Below are 23,453 nucleotides of genomic sequence, written 5' to 3'. Positions count from 1 at the left end.
CCCGCTCAGCCGGGGGTGACGTGGGCCGCCGCCGACGCGCCCGCCGCGGCGAGCCGGTCCAGGACGGCGGTCAGCACGGGGTCGCTCTCCGCGCCGGCCCGGACCGCCGCGAAGACGTGCCGGGTGGGCCGCTGACCCTCCGGGGCCCGCAGCACGAGCCCCGGACGGTGCAGGGGCCGCACCAGTCGCGGTACGAGGGCCACCCCGGCGCCGGCCTCGACCAGCGCCGTCAGCGACTGCCAGTCGTTCACCGCGTGCCGGATCTCCGGCGTGAAACCGGCGGCCGCGCACACTGAGCGGGTCACCGCCCCGCAGCAGCTGCGCGCGTCCCCGACGACCCAGGGATCGGCGGCGAGTTCCCGCAGGGGGACCCGGTCCGCCCCGGCCAGGCGGTGCGTGGCGGGCAGTGCGACGTCGAGGACGTCGGCGAGCAGCTCGGTGCGGGTGTAGCGGCGGTCGGTGGAGGGGGGAGCGGCGGCGAAGTCCACGGCCACCGCCACGTCGACCTCTCCCGCGTCGAGCCGGGTGAACAGGTCGGGCGGCTCGGCCTCGACGACGGCGACGCGCAGGTCGGGACGCGTCCGCGCCAACTCGCCCAGCGCGACGGGCAGGAGGCCGGAGATCGCGCTGGAGAAGGCCCCGACGGTGAGGGTGCCGCGCTGCCCCCGGCCCCACGCCTGGAGGTCGGCGCGCGCCCGCTCCAGCTGCGCGGCGATGGCGTCGGCGTGCTCCAGCAGGATGCGCGCCTGCCCGGTCAGCCGGACGCCACGGCCCTGCCTCTCCACCAGGGGAACGCCCAACTCGCGCGAGAGCGCCGCCAGTTGTTGCGACACGGCGGACGGGGTCAGATGCAGGGCCCGCGCGGTCCCGGCGAGGCTGCCACGACGCTCCAGCTCCCGCAGCGTGCCCAGCCGGCGCAGATCGATACTGAAGCCGCCGCTTACCTGTTCCATCCACAAAGATTAACTGGACCTGATGATCCGGAAGGGCGGACGATCTCCGCCATGACCTCGATCCCCGCCTCCTTCGTCATCCTGCACGGCTGGCGCAACCGCCGTCCGGCCGGCCACTGGCAGCACTGGCTGGCACGCGAACTGACCGCCCGCGGCAGCCACGTCCACTACCCCCAGCTGCCCGACCCGGAGGACCCGGACCTCGACGTGTGGATCAACCGGGTGCGGACCCTGCTCACCGCGCGGCCGGACGGCCGGGACGCCGAGCGGGTCGTCGTCTGCCACAGCCTCGCCGCCGCGGTGTGGCTGCACGCGGCGGCCCGCGGGGTGGTCCGGGCCGACCGGGTCCTGCTGGTCGCGCCGCCCTCCGCCGAGGTGCTGCGGCGCCACGCGGAGGTGGCCGCGTTCGCGCCCGCCGGAACCACCCCGGGACACCTGGCCTCCGCCGCCGGGACGACCCGTCTGGCGGCCGGGGACGACGACCCCTACTGCCCCGGCGGAGCGGCCCGGATCTACGGGCGGCCGCTCGGCCTCGACACGGACGTGATCCCCGGCGGCGGGCATCTGGACCCCGACGCGGGCTACGGCCCCTGGCCGTCCGTCCTCGGCTGGTGCCTCGATCCCGCGGTCCGGATCACCGCCCGGCCCACCCCGGCGTGACCCCTCGGGGGCGCCGGGTACGGAGCCGCCCGCCGTGCGACCGATGAGTTTCCGGACGAGGATCGGTCGACACAGGTGAAGAGGTTCCCGCCCGAGGAGGTACCGCATGTCCACCGACGGATTCACCACGTGTCTGTGGTTCGACGGCCAGGCCGAGGAGGCCGCCGACTTCTACGTCTCGGTGTTCAAGAACTCCCGGATCGGCAGGGTCGGCCGCTACACCGAGGCGGGCCCCGGCCCCGCCGGCTCCGTGATGGTCGTCGAGTTCGAGGCCAACGGCCAGAAGTTCGTCGCGCTGAACGGAGGGCCGCAGTTCACCTTCAGCGAGGCGGTCTCCTTCCAGATCGCCTGCGCCGACCAGGAAGAGGTGGACCACTACTGGAACCGACTCACCGAGGACGGCGGCGAGCCGGGCCCCTGCGGCTGGCTGAAGGACAGGTTCGGCCTGTCCTGGCAGGTGTTCCCGTCCCGGCTCATCGACATGATCGCCGACCCCGACCCGGTGAAGGCGGCGCGCACGACCCAGGCCATGTACGCCATGAGCAAGATCGACCTCGCGGCCCTGGAGAAGGTCTACGCGGGCGAGTAGCACCCGGGCGGGATTGCCTGGACAGGGCGCACGCACGCCCTGTCCAGGCCCGCTGCGTCCCGGTGGGCACGCCCGCTCGCTGGGCTCCCGGCGCCCGGCCGGGACGGCGTCCGCTACCCGTGCAGCGCCGGGTACGCACCGTCGCGGCCCAGCAGCTCCTCGTGCGAGCCGATCTCCCGCATCTCCCCGTCCCGCATCATGACGATGCGGTCCGCGTCCCGGATCGCGGAGAGCCGGTGCGCCACCACGAACGTCGTCCGCCCGTGCAGCAGCCAGGCCGGCGCCTGCCGCAGGAGCGCCTCCGAGGGCGTGTCGAGCGCCGAGGTGACCTCGTCGAGGATCAGCACCCGGGGGTCCCTGATCAGCGCCCTGGCGATCGCGAGGCGCCGGCGCTGACCTCCGGACAGTCGGGCTCCGTGCTCGCCCGCCAGCGTGTCGAGTCCCTCGGGCAGCCGGTCGACGAACTCCAGCGCGTTGGCGTCCCGCAGTGCCTCCCGCACCACCGTCTCGTCGGCGTCGTCCATGCCGTACGCGACGTGCTCCCGGATCGTGCCGACGAACAGGATCGACTCCTGGGGCACCACCGAGACGAGGCGCCGGTAGGTACGCGGGCGACGACGTCGAGGAACATCCGGGCCGGTGACCCGGACCGCCCGTTGAGCAGGTCCAGCGCAGGCCCGAACTGAGCACCTGGCGCAGTGTGTTGTCCATCCGCCGCAGCGCCTTGCCCTCCAGCCCGTGGGCACGGGTGACCGAGATCAGCTGGGTCGTCTCAGTCACCCGCGAGGACGGGTGCTCGACCTCGTGGCGGAAGTGCTCGTCGCAGCCACACCGGGCTGTGCTCGACGGTGAAGACGACGTCCGGGCCGGAGTGCACACCGCAACGGCCGCCCCGCGTGCCCCAGTTGGCCGCTGTGTCCAGCTCGACAGGAGCGGGCAACTATCTCTGCACGGAGTGTGGACTCAACAACATCGGCATGCAACTCTCCAACAACTGAGCGCAAAAACACGACCCTTGCTCTCTCGTGACTCTTCCGCGTCCCCCCGTGACACCGCTCCAGGGCAGGAGAAGGATGACCAGACACCGTTGGAGAGGCCGCCTGTTGGCGGCCCTGCTGACCACAGCGCTCGCCCTCATCGGGCTTCCCGCGCTGACCACGCCGGCCGCCGCGGCCGGCGGACCCAACCTCGCCGCGGGCCGGAGCGCCACCGCGAGCAGCTCCAAGGCCGAGTACGGCGCACCCGCCACCACCGACGGCAACGCGGCCACCTACTGGGAGAGTTCGGGCTCCGGCTTCCCGCAGTGGGTGCAGGCCGACCTCGGCGCCGCCGCCCAGATCGACGAGGTGGTCCTGAAGCTCCCCGCCTCCTGGGAGAGCCGGAACCAGACGCTCTCGGTGCAGGGCAGCGGCGACGGCACGAGCTTCGAGACGATCAAGTCCTCGGCCTCGTACGCCTTCACGCAGAGCGCCGGCAACACGGTGACAATCGAGTTCCCGGCGACCCAGGCCCGCTACGTGCGGATCGCCGTCACGGCGAACACCGGTTGGTCCGCCGCGCAGCTCTCGGAGCTGGAGGTCCACGGCGCGAGCGACTCCACCGGGAACCTCGCTGCGGGCAGGCCGTTCACGGCCAGCAGCTCCACGCAGACGTACGTCGCCGCGAACGCGGGCGACGGGAACCGGGCCAGCTACTGGGAGAGCCGGAACGGCGAACTCCCGCAGTGGGTCCAGGTGGACCTAGGCTCGTCGGTGCGTGTCGACCGGGTGGTGCTGAGGCTGCCTTCCGGCTGGGGCGCGCGGACCCAGACGCTCAAACTGCAGGCGAGCACGACCGGTTCGGACTTCCAGGACCTGACGGCCTCGAAGGGCTACGAGTTCAACGAGGCGAACGACCTGTCGCAGAGCGTGGCCTTCAACGCCACCACGACCCGCTACGTCAGGGTGCTCGTGACGGCCAACACCGGCCAGCCGGCCGGGCAGTTGTCGGAGCTCGAGGTGTACGGGCCCGCCACCGGCGACACCCAGGCGCCGACCGCGCCCGCCGACTTGGCCTACACCGAACCCGCGTCCGGCCAGATCAAGCTGACCTGGAAGGCCGCCACCGACAACGTCAAGGTCACCGGGTACGACGTCTACGCCAACGGCGAGCTGCGGACCTCCGTCGCCGGTGACGTCACGACCTACACGGACACCCAGCCGGCCTCGGCGACCGTCGCGTACTACGTGCGTGCCAAGGACGCGGCGGGCAACCAGTCCGGCAACAGCAACACCGTCACCCGCAAGGGGGACTCCGGCGACACCCAGGCCCCGACCGCCCCCGCCGATCTCGCGTTCACCGAGGCCACCAGCGGCCAGGTCCGGCTCACCTGGCGGGCCTCCACCGACAACGTGAAGGTGACCGGCTACGACATCTACGCGAACGGCACCCTGCGCAAGAGCGTCGACGGCGACGTCACGACGTACACCGACACCCAGCCGGCCTCGGCGACCGTGACGTACCGCGTGCGCGCCAAGGACGCGGCGGGCAACCAGTCCGCCGACAGCAACACCGTCACCCGCAACGGCTCCACGGGCGACGGCGCGAACCTCGCCGTCGGCAAGCCCGTCTCCGCCTCCTCCAGCGTCTTCACGTTCGTCGCGGAGAACGCCAACGACGACCGGACCAGCACGTACTGGGAAGGCGGGCCCGGCAGCTACCCGAACAGCCTCACCGTCAAGCTCGGCGCCAACACCGACGTCGACACCGTCGTCCTCAAGCTCAGTCCGGACGCGGCCTGGGCGGCACGCACCCAGCGCGTCCAGGTGCTCGGCCGCGAGCAGAAGGCCACCTCCTTCACGAGCCTGGCCGCCGCGAAGGACTACACCTTCGACCCGGCGAGCGGCAACACGGTCCGCATCCCCGTGACCGGCCGCGTCGCGGACGTCCAGCTGGTGATCACCGCCAACTCGGGCTCCTCCGCCGGGCAGATCGCCGAGTTCCAGGTCCTCGGCACCCCGGCGCCCAACCCGGACCTGCAGGTCACCGGGATCACCTCGGCACCGGCGAACCCCGTCGAGTCCGACGCCGTGAAACTGACCGCGACCGTACGCAACTCCGGCACGCAGGCGTCCGAGGCGACCGGCGTCGAGTTCCGGCTCGGCGGCACCAAGGTGGGCACGGCCGACGTCGGCGCGCTCGCCGCGGGGGCCTCGGCCACGGTCACCGCCGACATCGGAGCCCGCGACGCCGGGACCTACCAGGTCGGCGCCGTCGTAGACCCGGGCGACAAGGTCATCGAGCGGGACGAGGGGAACAACTCCTACACCAGCCCCACCTCCCTCGTCGTCAAGCCCGTCTCCAGCTCCGACCTCGTGGCGTCCTCCGTCGGCTGGTCGCCCAGCGCACCCGCCGAGGGCAACACGGTCACCTTCTCCGTCACGCTGAGGAACCAGGGCACGGTGGCCTCCGCGAGCGGCGCCCACGGCATCACGCTGACGGTGCTGGACTCGTCGGGCGCCACCGTCAAGACGCTCACCGGCTCCTACGACGGCGCCATCGCGGCGGGTGACACCGCCTCCGCGGTGAAGCTCGGCACCTGGACCGCCGGCAAGGGCAAGTTCACCGTCAAGACCGTGATCGCGGCCGACGCCAACGAACTGCCGGTCAAGCGCGACAACAACACCAGCAGCCAGCCCCTGTTCGTCGGCCGCGGCGCCAACATGCCGTACGACATGTACGAGGCCGAGGACGGCACCACGGGCGGCGGCGCGCAGACCGTCGGACCCAACCGCACGGTCGGCGACCTCGCCGGCGAGGCGTCCGGCCGCAAGGCCGTCACCCTCAACAGCACCGGAAACTACGTGGAATGGACGACCAAGGCCGCCGCCAACACCCTCGTGACCCGCTTCTCCATCCCGGACGCCGCGGGCGGCGGCGGCACCAGCTCGACCTTGAACGTCTACGTCGACGGCAAGTTCCTCAAGGCCATCGACCTGACGTCAAAGTACGCCTGGCTGTACGGCGCGGAGACCGGCCCGGGGAACTCGCCCGGCTCCGGTTCGCCACGGCACATCTACGACGAGGCGAACCTGATGCTCGGTCAGACCGTCCCGGCGGGCAGCAGGATACGGCTCCAGAAGGACGCGGCCAACGACTCCAAGTACGCGATCGACTTCGTGAGTCTGGAGCAGGCGTCGGCGATCCCCAACCCGGACCCGGCCACGTACACCGTGCCGGCCGGCTTCTCCCACCAGGACGTGCAGAACGCGCTCGACAAGGTGCGCATGGACACCACCGGCAAGCTCGTCGGCGTCTACCTGCCGGCCGGCGACTACGAGACGTCGAGCAAGTTCCAGGTCTACGGCAAGGCGGTCCGGGTCGTCGGCGCGGGCCCCTGGTACACGCGCTTCCACGCCCCGTCGTCGCAGGAGAACACCGACATCGGCTTCCGGGCCGAGGCCAGTGCCAAGGGGTCGTCGTTCGCGAACTTCGCGTACTTCGGCAACTACACCTCGCGCATCGACGGCCCCGGCAAGGTCTTCGACTTCGCCAACGTCTCCGACATCACCATCGACAACATCTGGAACGAACACATGGTGTGCCTCTACTGGGGCGCCAACACCGACGGCATCACCATCAAGAACTCGCGCATCCGCGACATGTTCGCCGACGGCATCAACATGACCAACGGCAGCACGGACAACCACGTCGTCAACAACGAGGCGCGGGCCACCGGTGACGACAGCTTCGCGCTGTTCTCCGCGATCGACGCGGGCGGAGCCGACGAGAAGAACAACCTGTTCGAGAACCTCACGTCGATCCTGACCTGGCGTGCGGCGGGCGTCGCCGTCTACGGCGGGTACGACAACACCTTCCGCAACATCCACATCGCCGACACCCTGGTCTATTCGGGCATCACCGTCAGCTCGCTGGACTTCGGCTACCCGATGAACGGCTTCGGTACGACGCCCACGACCCTGGAGAACATCTCGGTCGTCCGCTCGGGCGGCCATTTCTGGGGCTCCCAGACCTTCCCCGGCATCTGGATGTTCTCCGCCTCGAAGGTCTTCCAGGGCATCCGCGTCAACAACGTCGACATCGTCGACCCGACGTACAGCGGGATCATGTTCCAGACCAACTACGTGGGAGGACAGCCACAGTTCCCGATCAAGGACACCGTCCTCACGGACGTGACGATCACCGGAGCGCACAAGAGCGGCGACGCGTTCGACGCGAAGTCCGGGTTCGGCCTGTGGGCCAACGAGATGCCGGAGGCCGGCCAGGGCCCCGCCGTCGGTGAAGTCACCTTCCACAACCTCAAGATGAGCGACAACGCACAGGACGTGCGGAACACGACGTCCACCTTCAAGATCAACATGCTGCCGTAGAGCGCCCCTCGCGCCGTCGGCCGCCGGATCGCCCGCGGGCGGCGGGGTCCCGTACCCCGCCGCCCGTAGGGCATCCAGGCCCACCGGACCGCCATCCGCCACGCGCACCAGCGCCGCCGGTGATCGACTGGTGCACCCGGACACCCCGGCTTACGTTGGTGAAGTGAATGTCGGCGACCGCGCCGGCCCGCGACGACGCACGGACATCTAGATGACGGCCTCTCACGCGACACCCTCGAAGTCTGCCGAATCCCCGGAGCGGGGCCGGGGCAGCGGCATCGCACTCCTCGTCATCGCCTCGTGTCAGCTGATGGTGGTCCTCGACATCACCATCGTGAACATTGCTCTTCCGCACATCCAGAACTCGCTCGGATTCTCGACCGAGAACCTGTCCTGGGTGATCAACGCCTACACACTCACCTTCGGCGGTCTGCTGCTGCTCGGCGGACGCCTCGGTGACATCCTGGGCCGCCGCAGAGTCTTCATGTTCGGCGTCCTGCTCTTCGTGTTCGCGTCACTGCTCGGCGGACTCTCCCAGGAGTCCTGGCACCTGCTCGCGGCCCGTTCCCTCCAGGGCGTCGGCGGAGCCATCGCGTCTCCCACGGCCCTGGCGCTGATCACCACCACCTTCCGCGAAGGCCCGGAACGCAACCGGGCGTTCGGCGTGTTCGCGGCCGTCTCGGCAGGTGGCAGCGCGATCGGCCTGCTCGCGGGCGGCATCCTCGTGGAGTGGCTCGACTGGCGCTGGGTCTTCTTCGTCAACGTGCCCATCGGCCTGCTGATCGTCCTGGCGACCCCGCGCCACATCCGCGAGTCCGAACGCCACCCCGGGCACTTCGACCTCCTCGGCGCACTCACCTCCACCCTGGGCATGGTGCTCCTCGTCTACGGCTTCATCCGCGCCTCGGAGGACGGCTGGAGCGACAGCGTGACCCTCGGGTCCTTCGCCGCCGCGTTCGTGCTGATCGGCGCGTTCATCGTCGTAGAGCGCCGGTCGAGACAGCCCATCACGCCGCTGTGGATGTTCCGTGACCGCAACCGTGCGGGCGTCTACGCCATGATGCTGACCCTCTCCGCGGCGATCTTCGGCATGTTCTTCTTCCTGACCCTGTTCGTGCAGAACATCCTGCACTTCAGCCCGCTGAAGGCCGGCCTCGCCTTCCTGCCGGTGAGCGCGATCATCGCGGTCGGCGCGGGAGTCGCCTCGCAGCTGCTGCCCCGGTTCGGTCCCAAGCCGTTCATGGCCGCCGGCTCGATCCTGGCCGCCCTCGGACTCGGGTGGCTGACACTCACGGACGTGGACAGCACGTACCTCGGCAGCATCCTCGGCCCGGTGCTGGTCTTCGGCTTCGGCATGGGCATGCAGTTCGTGTCGCTCACGCTGATGGCCGTCTCGGGTGTGGCGTCCCGGGAGTCGGGCGCGGCGTCCGGCATCCTCAACGCCACCCAGCAGGTGGGCGGATCGCTCGGCCTGAGCGTGCTGGTCACCGTTTTCGGCACGGCCAGCCGCAACGAGGCCACCCAGCAGATCCGCGACTTCATGGCCGACGCGAGCCCCGCCCAGCGGCTCGAGTTCCGCAGGACGGGACAGCTGCCGCCTCCGTGGAGCGACGAAGTGCTGACGTCCGGAATCTCCAGCGCCTTCGTCGTGGCGGCGATCCTCGCCGTCGTGGCCGCGCTGGTCGCCCTGATCGTCATCCAGGTGCGTCCCGACGATCTCGAACGGCTCCAGGGCGGCGCCGTCGCCGGAGTACCGGCCGGGGGCGTCCCCGAGGACGCGGCCCCGGTGGCGGGGCGGGACACGGACTCCCGTGGCGGCCCGCCGGGCTGAGGGGCGCCTCAGCGGAGGTGGCCGGCGACCACCCGGGTGATCTCGCGCGCGATCCGGGCGATCCCCGGCGAACGCACCGGGCACGCCCGCGGCTCGGGCGTGGTGGGTGCGAGGCAGAAGTGCAGGGGGTCGTCGTCGCGATGCAGGGCGGTACGGCCCGGCCGGGTGCAGTACGCCGGGTGCTCCCGTTCGTACGCGGTGCACGGCAGGTACTGCGCCCAGGTGTAGCGACCGGACGCCGGGCTCACCGCCCTGCCCGCGTCGGCGACCAGATCGTGCGAGGCGTCCGCCTGCCGTTCGTACAGGGCGTTGACCCTCCGGACCCGGTCGGGGGTGACCGGGTCGGGACCCTGGAGCACCCACACGATCCTCGGGCGCCGGGCGCCGCCCGCCGCCGCGATCTGGTCGGTGAGCCGGTCCGCGTCGGCCGCGTACCGCGAGAGGTACCTGCCCCGCGCCCTGTCGTAGGTGATCCCGTCCATGCACGGGGTGTAGCCCCAGGAGTTGCCCCAGAACTGGAGCACCACGAAGTCCGGCCGCAATGAGCGCACCAGCGCGGCCGCTTTGTCCTTCGCCGGCACCAGTGACCTGTCCGCGGTGCCCTCCACGTAGTCGCACAGGGTGGTGCCCGAGTAGGGCGCGCTCGTGTACCGGGCGCGCACCCGGGCCCGCAGCTCCGCGCCGAGCACCTTCTGACTCTCCATGGCCAGCGAGTCCCCGAGGTAGAGCACCGTGGGCGGCTTCACCTTCACCTTCGCCCTCGCCTTCGGGGGCGTCGCGGCGGGGGAGGCCGCGGCGCGCCGCTCGACGGTCGCGGACGGCGTCCCGGAGCCGCCCCCGGGCCCGACCGGCGCGGGCGCCCGCCCCTCGGACGCGGGGTCCCCGCAGGCGCCGAGCAGCAGCCCGGCCAGCAACGCTCCCACGATCCACGGCTTTCGCATCCGGCCACTCCCGCCCCGCCCGCCGAAAGGGCCTCCCAGGCAAGCACACGCACCCGGAAACGGGGAAGACGTACGTCGGCCACCGGGCCGCCCCCCCGGCCGGGCCCCGCCATGACGCGTTCTCGTCGTTGACGCGCCGGGCCGGCCTCCGGTCCAATGCAGCTGTCCGCCGGGGCGCCGTCGAACCCTTCGCACTCACGAGGTGAACGCCGTGTTCAAAGGCGCCAAGGCGCTTCTCGTCCCGCTCGCGCTGCTCCTTGGCTCCGCCGCACCCACCGAGGCCCGGCACGACGCCGTGCCGCCCGCGCGCGGCTGGGTCGGCACCTGGGAGGCACCAGCGGTCGTGGGCGTCTCGACACCCGAGGTCGCCTCGGGCGACTCGCTCCGCCAGGTCGTGCACGTCAGCGTCGGCGGGTCCCGCGTCCGCATCCGGCTCTCCAACGCGTTCGGCACACAGCCCCTGGTCCTCGGCCGGGTCACCGTGGCCGTCCGGGCGGCCGGCGCCGACGCCGTACCCGGTTCGGTGCGCCGCGTGAGCTTCGGGAGCGACGTCGTCCCAGCGGGCCAGGACGTGCGGAGCGACCCCGTACGCCTGGACGTCGCCCCGGACAGCGACCTGCTGGTGAGCGCCCACCTCAGGGCGGTCCCGCGATCGCAGACGGTGCATCCGCTGGCCCGGCAGGTCGCGTACGTCGCGAGGGCGGGCGACCGAGCGGACGACGTGGCGGGGGCCGCGTACACCGAGACGACCCCACAGCGCTTCTACGTCACCGGTGCCGACGTCTTCGCCCCGCCGGCCCGCGGCACGGTGGTCGCCTTCGGCGACTCGATCACGGACGGCTACGGATCGACGGAGGGCGCCGACCAGCGCTGGCCGGACCATCTCTCCGACCGGCTGCAGCGGCTGCCCGCGCACCGGCGGTCCGGGGTCCTCAATGCCGGCATCAGCGGCAACCGGCTGCTGCGGGACGGCGGTGCCTTCGGCGTGAAGGCACTGGAGCGGCTGGACGAGGACGTCTTCTCGCGCACGGACGTCCGCACGCTCGTCCTGCTGGAGGGCATCAACGACATCCAGCAGGAGCCGCACCAGACGGACCCGGCGGCGATCACCGCGGCGTACCGGGACATCGTGCGGCAGGCGCACGCGCACGGCATCAGGGTCATCGGCGCCACGCTGACCCCCTTCAAGGGCTGGCGCGTCCACGACGACACCCTGGAAGCCACCCGTCTCGCCGTCAACGACTACATCCGCACCAGCGGCCTCTTCGACCACGTCGTCGACTTCGACCGTGCCGTCCGCGACCCGGCCGACCCGCTGCGCCTCCTGCCCGCCTACGACGCGGGCGACCACCTGCACCCCAACGACGCCGGTTACGCGGCCATGGCGGCGGCCGTCGACCTGCGCACCCTGTGACACCCGACCGTCCCTCCCCGGACGGGAGCGCAAGCCCTGACGTGCCGTCAAGCGCCCGTGCCTGAAGTCCACTTCGAGCGACGCGTGCTCCCGGCACCTTAGAAGTGCCCCCGTCCGCCACCACACCGGGGGAGTCCTGGACGGCGGGCGGGCGGGCACGCGTACCCGAGGCGCGGGCGCGCCTGGGGGACGAGTCCGGGCTCGAACCGTGACCGGTGGCGCAGCGGACGGATGGCGCCGAGTGGCCGCCGCCGAACCGGAGTTCAGTGCCGGGGCGGCAGGTCGTTCACGAGGACGGCGGCCCCCTCGAAGCGGCCGGCCTTGAGGTCCTGCAGCGCCTCCTGGGCCCGTGACAGCGGATACGCGTGCGTGGTCGCGCGGACGCCGTACCGCGCCGCGAGGGTGAGGAACTCCCGCCCGTTCGCACGGGTGTTGGAGGTGACGCTGCGCAACTCCTTCTCGTAGAACAGCTCCCGCTCGTAGTTCAGCGGCGGTGTGTCGCTCAGGTGGATGCCCGCCACCGCGAGGACCCCGCCGCGGTCGAGGGCTCGCAGGGCGACCGGTACCAGGTCTCCCACCGGTGCGAAGAGGATCGCGCTGTCCAGGGGCTCCGGGGGAGCGTCGTAGGGTCCCCGGGCCGAGGTCGCGCCGAGTTCGAGCGCCAGCCGCCGCGCCGCCGCGTCCCGGGTCAGGACGTGCACCCTGGCACCCTGGGCCACCGCCACCTGCGCGCACAGGTGGGCGCTGCCTCCGAAGCCGTACAGGCCCAGCCGGCCGTTCGGCGGGAGCGCCGCCCGCAGCAGCGCCCGGTGGCCGATGATGCCCGCGCACAGCAGGGGCGCGAGGGCGACGTCGTCGAGATCCCGTGGCAGGCGGTACGCGAACGCGGCGGGCACCGTCGTGTACTCGGCGTATCCGCCGTCGGCGTCCCATCCCGTGTACGACGAACCGGGGCAGAGGTTCTCCGCCCCGCGGACGCAGTGCGCGCAGGTGCCGTCGGTGCCGCGCAGCCAGGCCACGCCCACCCGGTCACCCCGCGAGAACCCGCTCACGGCCGCCCCGGTCGCCGCCACCACGCCGACCACCTCGTGCCCCGGAGTCACCCCGGGCCTGCGCACCGGGAGGTCGCCCTCACTGATGTGCAGGTCGGTGCGGCAGACCCCGCAGGCGCGCACGTGCACCAGCAGTTCGCCCGCCGCCGGTACCGGTACCGGCTTCTCGACGAAGCGCAGCGGCTCCTTCTCGATCGGCCCCGGACGGGCCACCTCCCACGCGTGCATCATCCGTGTCCCGTCCCGTCGACGACCGCCGTGCCCTCTTCTTGCGTGCCGTGCCCCAGTCTCGTTCAGGTCGCCGCGCTCGGCGCGCGGCGCCGGGCCGGGCTGGCTAGCGTGAGGAGCGAGAACAATCCCGCGAACCGGAGAAGGTCGACGTCATGGCGGTACAACCTGAAGGAACACCGTGCTGGGCCGACGCGATGTTCGGCGATGTCGAAGGAGCCAAGGGCTTCTACGGTGACGTGCTCGGCTGGACGTTCGGCGAGTCGTCGTCGGAGTTCGGCAACTACACGCAGGCGTACGCGGACGGCAAGGCGGTGGCCGCCGTCGTACCGCCGATGCCGGGGCAGGACGGGCAGTCCGCATGGTGCCTGTACTTCGCCTCGGCGGACGCCGACGCCACCGCGCGCAGGATCCGCGAGAACGGCGGCGAGGTGCTGATGGAACCGATGCAGGTCGGTGACTTCGGCACCATGCTGCTGGCCCGCGACCCGAGCGGTGTCACCTTCGGCGTGTGGCAGGCCGGTGTCCACGAGGGCTTCGAGGCGACGGCCGTGCCGGGCGCCTACTGCTGGGCCGAGGTGTTCACCCGTGAGCCGGAGAAGTCGGACGCGTTCTTCCCGGCCGTCTTCTCCTACAACGCCCAGCAGATGGCGGACGAGCACGTGGACTTCCGGGTCTTCCGCCTGGGCGAGGGCCAGCCGGTCCTGGGCCGGATGCGGATGACGGAGGACTTCCCGCCGGAGATGCCGCCCTACATCAACGTGTACTTCACCGTCGAGGACTGCGACGCGGCGGTGGCGAGGGCGACCGACCGGGGCGGTGTCCTGCGGTTCGGGCCCATGGACAGCCCGTTCGGGCGCTTCGCCGCGCTGAGCGACCCGCAGGGCGCGGCCTTCACGGTGATCGACGTCAAGACCACCCAGGGCGAGATGCCCCAGCTCTCCGACGTCTCCTGAACGCCGGTCCGGCGCGCGGTGATCGGCCGGCCCGGCTCTCCGGAGCAGGGCCGGGCGAAAACCCCCGGACGGCGAATTCGAGAAGTCCGAATGCGGAATTCCGGTGAGTTGGATGCGTCGATTTCCGGTCGTTTCCGCGAAGGCTCCCGGCATGCGGGAAAAATGCCTGGTGAGGGCGCGGAATAGGAACGTCCCGAGAAAAAAGGCCGGCCGCTCGCCGCACCCCAGGGCAACCATGCGCAGTACTCGTTCGTCTCTTCCAGTGGCCGCTCCCGCTCCGGGCGGCTGACCCCCCACAGGGACTGGGAGTGGAAAAGACCGCATGCTCCGCATTCATTTCACCCCGCAGGATCTCCAGAATGTCCGCGTCGCCCGGCAGCCCGATCCGCTCTGGGAACTGATATGCAGCGTCTGCCGACTGGAAACCGGGGAGGCGCCGCTCGAATTCGGTCCATGGCGCCGGTCGGCGCGCGCCAGGCTCGCCGTCGACCAGGCGGCGAACCGCGCGCTGGGCCCGGTGCGCCGGCTGATCCCCGCGTCCGGCTACATCCCCGACTTCCTCACCCCGCCCGTCACCGGCGAGGGCCTCGCGGCCGGGCTCGAACGGGTGCGTGCGACGCCCCGTGCGCGGCTGGTGCACGACCTCTCCCGGCTGGCCGAGTCCCGGCCGCTGCCCGACTGGGCCGCCACGCTCGGCAGACCGGGCTCGGACTCCCTCACGCTGCTCGCCGGAGCCATGGGCCGCTCCTTCCGCACGCTGCTGGAGCCGTACTGGCCGCTCATCCGTACGGCCGTCGCCGGCGACGTGGATCTGCGGACCCGCACGCTGCTCGACGGCGGCACCCAGGCGCTGCTGGAGGGGCTCGGGCCGCTCGCGCGCTGGCGGCCCCCGGTGCTCGAAGTGGACTATCCCGTCCACCGCGACCTCCACCTGGAAGGACGCGGCCTGCTGCTCGTCCCCTCGTACTTCTGCTGGCGGCGCCCGACGGCGCTCGCGGACCCGGGGCTCGACCCCGTGCTCGTCTACCCGGTCGCCAAGCCGCCGCTGGACGTCGTCCGTACGGCGGAGGACGGGCTGGAGAAACTGCTCGGGCGCACCCGCGCCACGGTGCTGAGCGCGGTGGCCGGTTCGAGTGCCCGGACCAGTTCCGAGGTCGCCGAGGCGGTGGGCATCTCCCTGCCCAGCGTCAGCTACCAGATCGGGGTGCTGCGCGACGGGGGACTGGTGGCGAGCCACCGCGACGGGAAGTACGTGCTGCACACGGCCACCCCGCTGGGCCGGCGCCTGATCGTCGGGAACGGCGGCGGGGCCGGCCGCCCCGGGCCCGGAGCGGCCGTCGGGGCGTGGCATGATCGGGGGCATGTCTGAACGCGTTGTGGCCGCCTGTGACGGGGCTTCGAAGGGAAATCCCGGACCCGCCGGCTGGGCCTGGGTGGTCGCCGACGACGCGGAGACGCCCACCCGCTGGGAGGCCGGCCCGCTGGGCACGGCCACCAACAACGTCGCGGAACTCACCGCGCTGGAGCGTCTGTTGACGGCGGTCGACCCCGGGGTCCCGCTGGAGATCCGGATGGACTCCCAGTACGCGATGAAGGCCGTGACGACCTGGCTGCCCGGCTGGAAGCGCAAGGGCTGGAAGACGGCCGCCGGGAAGCCGGTCGCCAACCAGGAGCTGGTCGCGCGTATCGACGAGCTGCTCGACGGCCGTTCGGTGGAGTTCCGCTACGTGCCCGCGCACCAGGTGGACGGCGACCGCCTGAACGACTTCGCGGACCGTGCCGCGAGCCAGGCGGCCACCGCCCAGGAGCCCGCGGGCAGCGATCTGGGCTCCCCGCAGCCGCCTCCGTCACCGGACACGCCCGTGTCGGGGGCCCAGCGGCGCCGGCCCGCGGGCAAGTCCGCCCGTACGGGTGGCGGGGCCTCCCGCACGGGCGGTGCGGCTCGGACGATCAAGGCGAAGTTCCCGGGGCGCTGCCTGTGCGGACGCCCCTACGCCGCGGGCGAGCCCATCGCGAAGAACGCGCAGGGCTGGGGCCACCCGGAGTGCCGCACGGCCGACGCCGACGCCTGAGCACGTCGTACGCACCAGGACAAGGTGCGGCGGGTCGGCCGTACGGGACCGGGGTGGCTCACACGACGGTGCCGCGCCAGCCGCCCGTCTCCAGGCCACGGGACTCGATGTACTTCTTGAACCGCTCCAGGTCGCCCTTGGTCTGACGCTTGACGAAGCCGAGCTTGTCGCCGACGGTCTCGGCGAGGCCCTCCGGCTGGAACTCCATCTGGAGCATCACCTTCGTGCGGCTCTCGTCCAGGTGGTGGAAGGTGACCACACCCGCCTGCTTGGCCTCGCCGCCGACCGTGGTCCACGCGACGCGCTCGTCCGGGATCTGCTCGGTGATCTCCGCGTCGAACTCCTTGCTCACCCCGTCCACCTTGGTGACCCAGTGGGTGAGGGTGTCCGAGCGCTGCTCGATGCGTTCGACGCCGCTCATGAACTCGGGGAACGTCTCGAACTGGGTCCACTGGTTGTACGCGGTGTGGACCGGGACGCCGACCTCGATGGATTCCTCGACCTGAGACACGGGTTACCTCCTCGTCGGACGTGCGCCCGGACCATCCGGACGCGTCGACGCGGGTACCCGGCACCCACGATGCGAATCCCCGCATTCCGTTTTCTCACCTGACACGGCGTCACCGAGCCCCGCCCCGGCCCCGGTAGACGCACACCCCGCCCGGACGCCACACCGCCCACTCCTCACCCGTCCCGGCACAGGAGCGTCCGGTGAGGACGGCCGGTGTCAGATCCTCCCGCCCGAGACCACGCCAGGGCTCGGCCACCTTCTCGCCGTCAGGCGCGAAGCCGAGGGCGTCCAGCACTCGCCAGTACAGGTGGGATTCCGGACCGTCCGGTCCCCGGCGTCAGGCGGTGTCGAACGTGTAGTGCTTCGTGTGGTCCAGCAGGTCGGCCGGACGTACGTCGGACCACGGCTTCATCGTCTCGTTCAGGTCGACGACGTCCCGCGTCCCCCCGGTGGGGAGGTAGCCGGAATCGGGGTGGCGGCGCTGCCAGTCCGCCCACAGCTTGTCGATGTAGGCGTGGTGGAGCCAGAAGACCGGGTCGTTGGGGGAGACCCCGGTGGCCATCTGTCCGCCGACCCAGACGTGCACCCGGTTGTGGAGGTTGACGCCCCGCCAGCCTTCGAGGTGGTTGCGGAAGCCGTCGGCGGAGCTGTTCCACGGCGCGGCGTCATACGTGGGCATGGCGAGCACGGAGTCCACCTCGGCGCGCGTCGGCAGTTCCCGGTTGCCACTGCCGAGCGCACGGCGCAGGTAAGTCCGGCCGTCCACGCGTATGTTGATCGGCCAGGCGCCCGCGGACGCGGCGAACGGGCCGTCCGTCACCCGGCCGTCCAGGCTGCGGCCGGTGCCGCCAAGGAAGTCGGGGGCCCACAGCGAGGAGCGGACCGAGCGGTCGGTGCTCCAGTCCCAGTACGGCAGCGCCACGGCCGGGTCGATCGCCTGCAGCGCCCGTTCGAAGTCGAGCAGGAATCTGCGGTGCCAGGGCAGGAACGACGGTGAACGGTGGCCGGTGCGCTCGCCGTTGTCGGTGTCGCCGAGGACGAAGGCGTTGTGGGTGGTAACGAACTCGTCGTAGCGGCCGCTGCGCTTCAGCCGGAGCACGGCGTCGACGAAGCGCCGCTTCTCGTCGGTGGTCAGGGCGGCCTGGTTCCTGCGGACGGTCATGTGCGGGCTCTTCCGGTCTGCTCGGGGCGGGTTCTCAGCGGGCGGCGGGTGCGAAGGGGACGAGCGGCGCCCCCTGTAGTTCCACGACGGCGGCGCGGGCGGCGGCGAGCGGCGTGGGCACCGGGTCGTAGTGGCTGACGACGCTGATCCAGCGGCCGTCCGCGTTCTGCATCACGTGCAGTTCGACCCCGTCGACGAACACGCCGTATCCGGAGCCGTGATGGTGTCCGCCGCCGGTCGGACGGCCCTCTATGCGACGGCCGCGGTAGACCTCGTCGAACGGCGCCGGTCCCGACGGGTGTCCCGCGGCCGTCGCGGCGGGTGCGGTGACGCTCTGTGATCCGGCGGCCGCGGCGAGCGCGGCGGCGGCACCGAGGGCGCGGCGACGGGTGAGTTCGGGCATGCGAAGTCCTCCTGGAACGGCTCTCTTTGCTGACCCGGCATGCTTAGCGGGCTGTCCGGAGGCGGGAGAAATCGCCGGAATCCGGTTGGCTACGATCCGGACAATCCGGAGGAAGTCGTGCAGAGTTGAACCAGGATGATCTTGCTGTGCGGGACGTCCGGGGCTGACCCGAGGGGGATTTCCTCCCGGCGGCGGCTCCCAGGCGTGGACGATCTTGCGGAGCGAGGCGGCCCGCGTGGCGCGGCTCACGTGCGCGGACTGACGTGAAACAGGGCGCCGGGCGCGGCCGTGGACGTTGACTCCGTGCCGGGCCGGCGGCCGGGATGTGGCCGACCGCCCCGGTGTCCGGTCAGTGGGCCAGGGAGGCGCCGCAGCGGTTGCAGTAGCGGGCGTCGCTCTCCGTGGCCATGCGTCCGCACTCGGCGCAGACCTGCTGGAGCAGGCAGGCGGGCTCGCCGCCCCCGGAGGCCGTGCTGAGCCCCGCGTTCAGGGCGGGTCGCACCCCGGGGCGGGACGGACTCGGCAGGACCGTCAGGCAGTACAGGCCGCTCTCGCCCGCGTGCAGGCTCTCCTCGCGGTCGCGGGGGAGCCAGATCGCCGTGTGTGCCGTCACCTGCTGGTCGCCGTCGGCCGACCGCAGATGCCCGCGACCGTCCAGGACGATCACGAGAACCTCGCGGCCGCCGGGCAGCTCGACCGGGGCGCCAGGTGTGACCCGGACAGCCGTCACCTTCAGCTCCGATCCCGCGGCCTCCAGCCGCCAGACCTCGTCCCGGGGCCCGGCGACACCCCGCACCAGTTCGTCGAGGGCGGCCAGGACGGGTGCGACGGGCGAACGCATGGGGGCGGACCTCCTGATGTCGGGGGCGGGCGTGGCCGCGATCGTACGCCCGGTGGGTGGCGCGCGGACGAGCCGGTGCCGGGCGTGCCGCGGCCCCTGCGGCGGGCGGTACCAGGGCACTCCAGGGGGCGTGCCTTCGTACGCCTGAGCCCGCCGTGAACCGACTGCTCGCCCTCGACGCGCTGCTACTCTTCGTGACCAACTCATCGACTATGCGTGATGCAAGGGGAGTGCGCGTGAAGATCGCGTGCGTCGGCGGCGGCCCGGCAAGTCTGTACCTCTCGATCCTGATGAAGCGTCAGGAACCGTCCCACGACATCACCGTCCACGAGCGGAACCCGGCCGGCTCGACGTACGGCTGGGGCGTGACCTACTGGAGCGGCCTCCTCGACCGGCTGCACGAGGGCGACCCCGAGTCGGCGCGGGCCGTGCGCGAGGCCTCGGTCCGCTGGAGCGACGGCGTCGCCCACGTCGGGGACCGCACGACGGCACACCATGGCGACGAGGGCTTCGGCATCGGCCGCCACCGGCTGCTCGGCCTCCTCGCCGAGCGGGCGGAGTCCCTGGGGGTGCGGATCGAGTTCGAGCACGAGATCGCCGCCGGCGATCCGCTTCCGGAGGCCGATCTCGTCGTCGCCGGGGACGGCGTCCACAGCGGTCTGCGCGAGCGCCACGCCGACCACTTCGGCAGCGCCGTCGCCCTCGGGCGCAACCGCTACATCTGGCTCGGCACGACGAAGGTCTTCGAGGCGTTCACCTTCGCGTTCGTCGAGACCGATCACGGCTGGATCTGGTGCTACGCCTACGGATTCGGCGAGGACCGCAGCACCTGCGTCGTGGAGTGCGCACCGGAGACCTGGACGGGTCTCGGCCTCGACACGGCGAGCGAGGCCGACGGCCTGGCCCTGCTGGAGAAGCTCTTCGCCCACCTCCTGGACGGGCACCGGCTGATCGGCCGGGCGCAGTCCGACGGAAGCGCCCAGTGGCTGAACTTCCGCACCCTCACCAACCGCACCTGGCACCGCGACAACCTCGTCCTGCTCGGCGACGCCGCCCACACCACCCACTACTCCATCGGCGCCGGAACCACGCTCGCCCTGGAGGACGCGATGTCCCTGGCGAACGCCTTGGGCGCCCACCGGGAGCTGCGGCCCGCCCTCGCCGCGTACGAGCGCGAGCGCCGGGCCGCGCTGCTGCCGGTGCAGAGCGCGGCGCGGCACAGCGCCCAGTGGTACGAGAACCTGCCGCGCTACATCCACCTCCCGCCCGCGCAGATGTTCGCCCTCCTCGGTCAGCGGCATTCCCCGCTGCTGCCGTACGTTCCCCCGCAGCTCTACTACCGGATCGACTGCGCCGCCGGGAGCCTGGAGTCGCTGCGGCGGCTCAAGCGGTGGCTCGGACCCCGGATCGCCCGCACGGTGCAGGCCCGCTCGGGAAGCTGAAGGATGCGGCGTCGAACTAGGTGAATGGCCATTCACTAGATAAGGTGAATGGCCATTCACCTCGATCTCCCGCGCCGATTCCTGGAGTGCTCATGACGGCCGTACGCGAAACGCGCGGCGTCCGTGACCGCCTGACGGTCCCGGTACTGGCGTTCGGCGGGATCCTCATGGCCGTCATGCAGACGGTCGTGGTGCCCCTGCTGCCCGACCTGCCGCGCCTGACCGGGGCCTCCGCGAGCGCCGTGTCCTGGATGGTCACCGCCACCCTGCTGTCGGGCGCCGTCCTGACGCCCGTGCTCGGGCGCGCCGGGGACATGTACGGCAAGCGCCGGGTGCTGCTGGCCGCGCTCGCCCTGATGACCCTCGGCTCGGTGCTGTGCGCCCTCACCTCGGACATCGCCCTGCTCATCACCGCGCGCGCACTGCAGGGCGCGGCGGCGGCCGTCGTACCGCTCTCCATCAGCATTCTGCGGGACGAACTCCCGCCCGAGCGCACCGGTTCCGCCGTGGCCCTGATGAGTTCGACCGTGGGGATCGGCGCGGCCCTCGGACTGCCGCTCGCCGCGCTGATCGTCCAGTACGCGAACTGGCACGTCATGTTCTGGGCCACCAGCGCGCTCGGCGCCGTCGGTCTCGCGCTCGCCTGGTGGGCGGTGCGCGAGTCGCCGGTCCGTGAGCCGGGGCGGTTCGACACGCTCGGGGCGCTCGGCCTCGCCGCGGGCCTGGTGTGCCTGCTGCTCGGCGTCTCCCAGGGTGGCCAGTGGGGCTGGGGCAGCCCGGTGATCCTCGGCCTGTTCACGGCCTGCGTGCTCGTCCTCGCCCTGTGGTGGAGGCAGCAGCTCCGCGCCGAACGGCCCCTGGTCGACCTGAGGCTGGCCGCCCGGCCGCGCGTCGCGCTGCCCCACCTGACCGCGCTGCTGACCGGCTTCGCCTTCTACGCCAACTCCCTGGTCACGGCGCAGCTCGTGCAGGCGCCCGAGGCCACCGGCTACGGGCTCGGCCTGTCCATCGTGGCGACCGGACTGTGCCTGCTGCCGGGCGGGGTGACCATGCTGCTGCTCTCACCCGTCTCCGCGCGCCTCTCGGCGGCCCGCGGCCCGCGCGTGACGCTGGCTCTCGGCGCGGCGGTCATCGCCTTCGGCTACGGCATACGCATCGCGGACAGCCGCGAACTCTGGGTGATCATCCTGGGCGCCACCGTCGTCTCCACGGGCACGACCCTCGCCTACTCGGCCCTCCCCACCCTCATCCTGCGTGCCGTCCCGGCCGGCCAGACCGCCTCCGCGAACGGCGTCAACGTCCTGATGCGCACGGTCGGGCAGGCGGTGTGCAGCGCGGCCGTCGCCGCCGTGCTCGTCCACCACACGAGCCGGCTCGCCGGGGTCGCCGTGCCCACCCTGCACGGCTATCTGCTGGCGTTCGCTCTGGCGGGTACGGTCGCCCTGGTGGCCTGCGCCGCCGCGCTGTCCATCCCCGGCGATCCGGCGGCCCCCGCGTCCGGTGGGGCTCGGCGGCCCCGCGGCCGTACGGCGTCCCGGCGCGGGGCGGCGGGCCGTGGGCCCCGCGAAGACGAGGCACTCGAAGGAGCATGAGCACCATGAACAGCCCGCCCTCCGGTCTCGCACCGGCCGCACCGCCGCGCCGGGACGCCCGGACGACGAAGGCGGCCATCCTCCGGGCGACCCGGTACCTGCTGGCCCGGCACGCGCACGCGGACATCACGCTCAAGGCGATCGCCGACCGCGCGGGCGTCAGCGCGCCGCTGATCCTGAAGTACTTCGGGAACAAGGACACCCTCCTCGCGCAGGTGATGTCCTTCGAGGCGGACGCCGCCGCCCTCCTGGACGCGCCGCTCGACGCCCTCGGCCGCCACATGGTCCGTCATCTCCTGGTCAGTCAGCGGGACCACGGCGCCGACCCCCTCCTGCGGATCGTCTTCGCCCCGCTCCACGGCGAGCAGGGCGACATCCTGCGGGCCAACTTCCGCGCCCAGGTGGGCGACCGCCTGGCGGAGCGTCTCGACGGCCCGGACGCCGGACTGCGCGCCGAACTCGCGGTGAGCGTCCTGCTCGGCCTCGGGGTCATGTACGGCATCGCCCGGGGGACCCGGCTGCGCGCCGCCGACGTCGACGACATCGTCGACAGGTACGCGCCCGCGGTGCAGGCCCAGCTCACGCCGTAACGCGCCTCCGGTGACGGTGCCGCGCCGCCTTCCGTGATCCCTGCGGCCTGCGCGGACTTAGCCGGCCCGACGGGCCCTAGTTCACGCCCTGAGGGCGGAACTGGATGCTGATGCGGGGGCCCGTGGCACGCGTCGATTTCGGCACGGCGTGCTCCCAGGTGCGCTGGCAGGAGCCGCCCATCACGATCAGATCGCCGTGCCCGAGGGGGTAGCGCAGCGTCTCCCCGCCGCCGCGGGGACGCAGGGCCAGGTCCCGCGCCGCGCCCACGGACAGGATGGCGACCATCGTGTCCTCGCGGGCGCCGCGCCCGATGCGGTCGCCGTGCCAGGCCACGCTGTCGCGGCCGTCCCGGTAGTAGCAGAGCCCGGCCGTGGCGAACGGCTCCCCGAGTTCGGCGGTGTACCGCGCGCTGAGCGCGTCGCGTGCCTCGTCGAGGACGGGGTGCGGAAGCGTCCGGCCCGCCCCGTAGTAGGAGAGCAGCCGGGGTACGGCGACCACCTGCTCGTACATCTGGCGGCGCTCGGCCCGCCAGGGGACGTCGGCGGCGAGCTGTTCGAACAGCGCGTCCGCGCCGCGGAGCCATCCCGGCAGCAGATCGATCCAGGCCCCGTCGCCGAGCACGGTCCGCCGAAGACCGTCGAGGGAGGTCAGGCCCACGTCGTCGGTCTGGTCGAACAGTGAGCCCTGGAGGTGCGTGGACATGCTTTCAGCGTACCTCGCTAATCGAAAATATGTTCCATGAGGCGAGGTGGATCGGAAGTGTCGCTTCCGCGAGGCAACCCCGTGCGCGTCGGTGCCGTCTTGATCGACAGCGGCGGGACGGTGCGCGACGGCACTTCGGAGGGT

General features: G+C 72.0%; 19 protein-coding genes and 1 pseudogene. 11 read left to right on the top strand and 9 right to left on the bottom strand.

Annotated elements, in window-relative coordinates; all coding sequences use genetic code 11:
- Nucleotides 1-5: 5 nt before the first annotated feature.
- On the bottom strand, nt 6-953 hold the full coding sequence (locus ACFYQQ_RS13255; protein ID WP_356243413.1) for a LysR family transcriptional regulator: 948 nt from the start codon (nt 951-953) through the stop codon (nt 6-8).
- A gap of 51 nt (nt 954-1,004) precedes the next feature.
- On the opposite strand from ACFYQQ_RS13255, the gene ACFYQQ_RS13250 reads away from it, so the two are divergent.
- Together ACFYQQ_RS13250 and ACFYQQ_RS13245 are read left to right on the top strand one after the other, a co-directional pair.
- Nucleotides 1,005-1,613, top strand: coding sequence for an RBBP9/YdeN family alpha/beta hydrolase (locus ACFYQQ_RS13250; RefSeq protein ID WP_388904535.1), 609 nt, complete (start codon nt 1,005-1,007; stop codon nt 1,611-1,613).
- A gap of 106 nt (nt 1,614-1,719) precedes the next feature.
- On the top strand, nt 1,720-2,202 hold the full coding sequence (locus ACFYQQ_RS13245; RefSeq protein ID WP_356164168.1) for a VOC family protein: 483 nt from the start codon (nt 1,720-1,722) through the stop codon (nt 2,200-2,202).
- A gap of 113 nt (nt 2,203-2,315) precedes the next feature.
- Here ACFYQQ_RS13245 and ACFYQQ_RS13240 read toward each other — a convergent pair.
- Nucleotides 2,316-3,024, bottom strand: a pseudogene (locus ACFYQQ_RS13240) (ATP-binding cassette domain-containing protein); the annotation flags it as partial.
- Between the two features lie 251 nt (nt 3,025-3,275).
- Here ACFYQQ_RS13240 and ACFYQQ_RS13235 point away from each other — a divergent pair.
- Together ACFYQQ_RS13235 and ACFYQQ_RS13230 are read left to right on the top strand one after the other, a co-directional pair.
- Entirely contained in the window at nt 3,276-7,571 is a 4,296-nt protein-coding gene (locus tag ACFYQQ_RS13235) for a discoidin domain-containing protein (protein WP_388904533.1), read from the top strand.
- Nucleotides 7,572-7,782: 211 nt separating this feature from the next.
- Entirely contained in the window at nt 7,783-9,402 is a 1,620-nt protein-coding gene (locus ACFYQQ_RS13230; protein ID WP_388904531.1) for an MFS transporter, read from the top strand.
- A gap of 8 nt (nt 9,403-9,410) precedes the next feature.
- Here the strand turns inward: ACFYQQ_RS13230 and ACFYQQ_RS13225 are convergent, their stop codons facing one another.
- The gene (locus ACFYQQ_RS13225) at nt 9,411-10,343 is read right to left on the bottom strand and encodes an SGNH/GDSL hydrolase family protein (RefSeq protein WP_356243424.1); all 933 of its coding nucleotides are present in this window, start codon (nt 10,341-10,343) and stop codon (nt 9,411-9,413) included.
- Between the two features lie 211 nt (nt 10,344-10,554).
- On the opposite strand from ACFYQQ_RS13225, the gene ACFYQQ_RS13220 reads away from it, so the two are divergent.
- A complete protein-coding gene (locus tag ACFYQQ_RS13220; RefSeq protein WP_355789663.1) occupies nt 10,555-11,757 on the top strand; it encodes an SGNH/GDSL hydrolase family protein in 1,203 nt (400 codons plus the stop codon).
- A gap of 263 nt (nt 11,758-12,020) precedes the next feature.
- Here the strand turns inward: ACFYQQ_RS13220 and ACFYQQ_RS13215 are convergent, their stop codons facing one another.
- Nucleotides 12,021-13,037: a zinc-binding alcohol dehydrogenase family protein gene (locus ACFYQQ_RS13215; protein WP_355789666.1), complete on the bottom strand. Its 1,017-nt coding sequence runs from the start codon at nt 13,035-13,037 to the stop codon at nt 12,021-12,023.
- Between the two features lie 155 nt (nt 13,038-13,192).
- Here ACFYQQ_RS13215 and ACFYQQ_RS13210 point away from each other — a divergent pair, with 155 nt between their 5' ends.
- From ACFYQQ_RS13210 to ACFYQQ_RS13200, 3 genes are all read left to right on the top strand, one after another.
- A complete protein-coding gene (locus ACFYQQ_RS13210) occupies nt 13,193-13,993 on the top strand; it encodes a VOC family protein (RefSeq protein WP_355789660.1) in 801 nt (266 codons plus the stop codon).
- A 322-nt stretch (nt 13,994-14,315) separates the two neighbouring features.
- On the top strand, nt 14,316-15,362 hold the full coding sequence (locus tag ACFYQQ_RS13205; protein ID WP_356243430.1) for a helix-turn-helix domain-containing protein: 1,047 nt from the start codon (nt 14,316-14,318) through the stop codon (nt 15,360-15,362).
- On the top strand, nt 15,343-16,065 hold the full coding sequence (locus tag ACFYQQ_RS13200; protein ID WP_356164156.1) for a ribonuclease H: 723 nt from the start codon (nt 15,343-15,345) through the stop codon (nt 16,063-16,065). Before ACFYQQ_RS13205 ends, ACFYQQ_RS13200 begins: the two co-directional genes overlap by 20 nt.
- A 58-nt stretch (nt 16,066-16,123) precedes the next feature.
- Here ACFYQQ_RS13200 and ACFYQQ_RS13195 read toward each other — a convergent pair whose 3' ends face one another.
- The 4 genes from ACFYQQ_RS13195 to ACFYQQ_RS13180 form a co-directional block, all read right to left on the bottom strand.
- Nucleotides 16,124-16,576, bottom strand: a complete 453-nt coding sequence (locus tag ACFYQQ_RS13195; protein ID WP_356243433.1) for an SRPBCC family protein — start codon at nt 16,574-16,576, stop codon at nt 16,124-16,126.
- A gap of 337 nt (nt 16,577-16,913) precedes the next feature.
- Nucleotides 16,914-17,738, bottom strand: coding sequence for a tyrosinase family protein (locus ACFYQQ_RS13190; RefSeq protein ID WP_355794259.1), 825 nt, complete (start codon nt 17,736-17,738; stop codon nt 16,914-16,916).
- Nucleotides 17,739-17,772: 34 nt separating this feature from the next.
- On the bottom strand, nt 17,773-18,141 hold the full coding sequence (locus ACFYQQ_RS13185; protein ID WP_355794258.1) for a tyrosinase cofactor: 369 nt from the start codon (nt 18,139-18,141) through the stop codon (nt 17,773-17,775).
- A 349-nt stretch (nt 18,142-18,490) separates the two neighbouring features.
- A complete protein-coding gene (locus tag ACFYQQ_RS13180; RefSeq protein WP_388904526.1) occupies nt 18,491-18,982 on the bottom strand; it encodes a hypothetical protein in 492 nt (163 codons plus the stop codon).
- 236 nt (nt 18,983-19,218) lie between these two features.
- On the opposite strand from ACFYQQ_RS13180, the gene ACFYQQ_RS13175 reads away from it, so the two are divergent.
- The 3 genes from ACFYQQ_RS13175 to ACFYQQ_RS13165 all read left to right on the top strand — a co-directional run bounded on the left by ACFYQQ_RS13175 (nt 19,219) and on the right by ACFYQQ_RS13165 (nt 22,606).
- Nucleotides 19,219-20,424 (top strand): FAD-dependent monooxygenase, encoded by a 1,206-nt coding sequence (locus tag ACFYQQ_RS13175; RefSeq protein WP_388904524.1) that lies wholly within the window; start codon nt 19,219-19,221, stop codon nt 20,422-20,424.
- A gap of 92 nt (nt 20,425-20,516) precedes the next feature.
- A complete protein-coding gene (locus ACFYQQ_RS13170) occupies nt 20,517-22,016 on the top strand; it encodes an MFS transporter (RefSeq protein WP_356243448.1) in 1,500 nt (499 codons plus the stop codon).
- Nucleotides 22,013-22,606: a TetR family transcriptional regulator gene (locus ACFYQQ_RS13165; RefSeq protein WP_356164146.1), complete on the top strand. Its 594-nt coding sequence runs from the start codon at nt 22,013-22,015 to the stop codon at nt 22,604-22,606. Before ACFYQQ_RS13170 ends, ACFYQQ_RS13165 begins: the two co-directional genes overlap by 4 nt.
- A 76-nt stretch (nt 22,607-22,682) precedes the next feature.
- Here ACFYQQ_RS13165 and ACFYQQ_RS13160 read toward each other — a convergent pair whose 3' ends face one another.
- A complete protein-coding gene (locus ACFYQQ_RS13160; protein WP_356243452.1) occupies nt 22,683-23,309 on the bottom strand; it encodes an alpha-ketoglutarate-dependent dioxygenase AlkB in 627 nt (208 codons plus the stop codon).
- Nucleotides 23,310-23,453 lie beyond the last annotated feature (144 nt).

Origin of the sequence: Streptomyces sp. NPDC005496, assembly GCF_042872045.1 — a bacterium.
Classification (GTDB): Bacteria; Actinomycetota; Actinomycetes; order Streptomycetales; family Streptomycetaceae; genus Streptomyces.
Note: the sequence above shows the minus strand (reverse complement) of the source record. Positions and strands in the feature narration are given on the sequence as shown.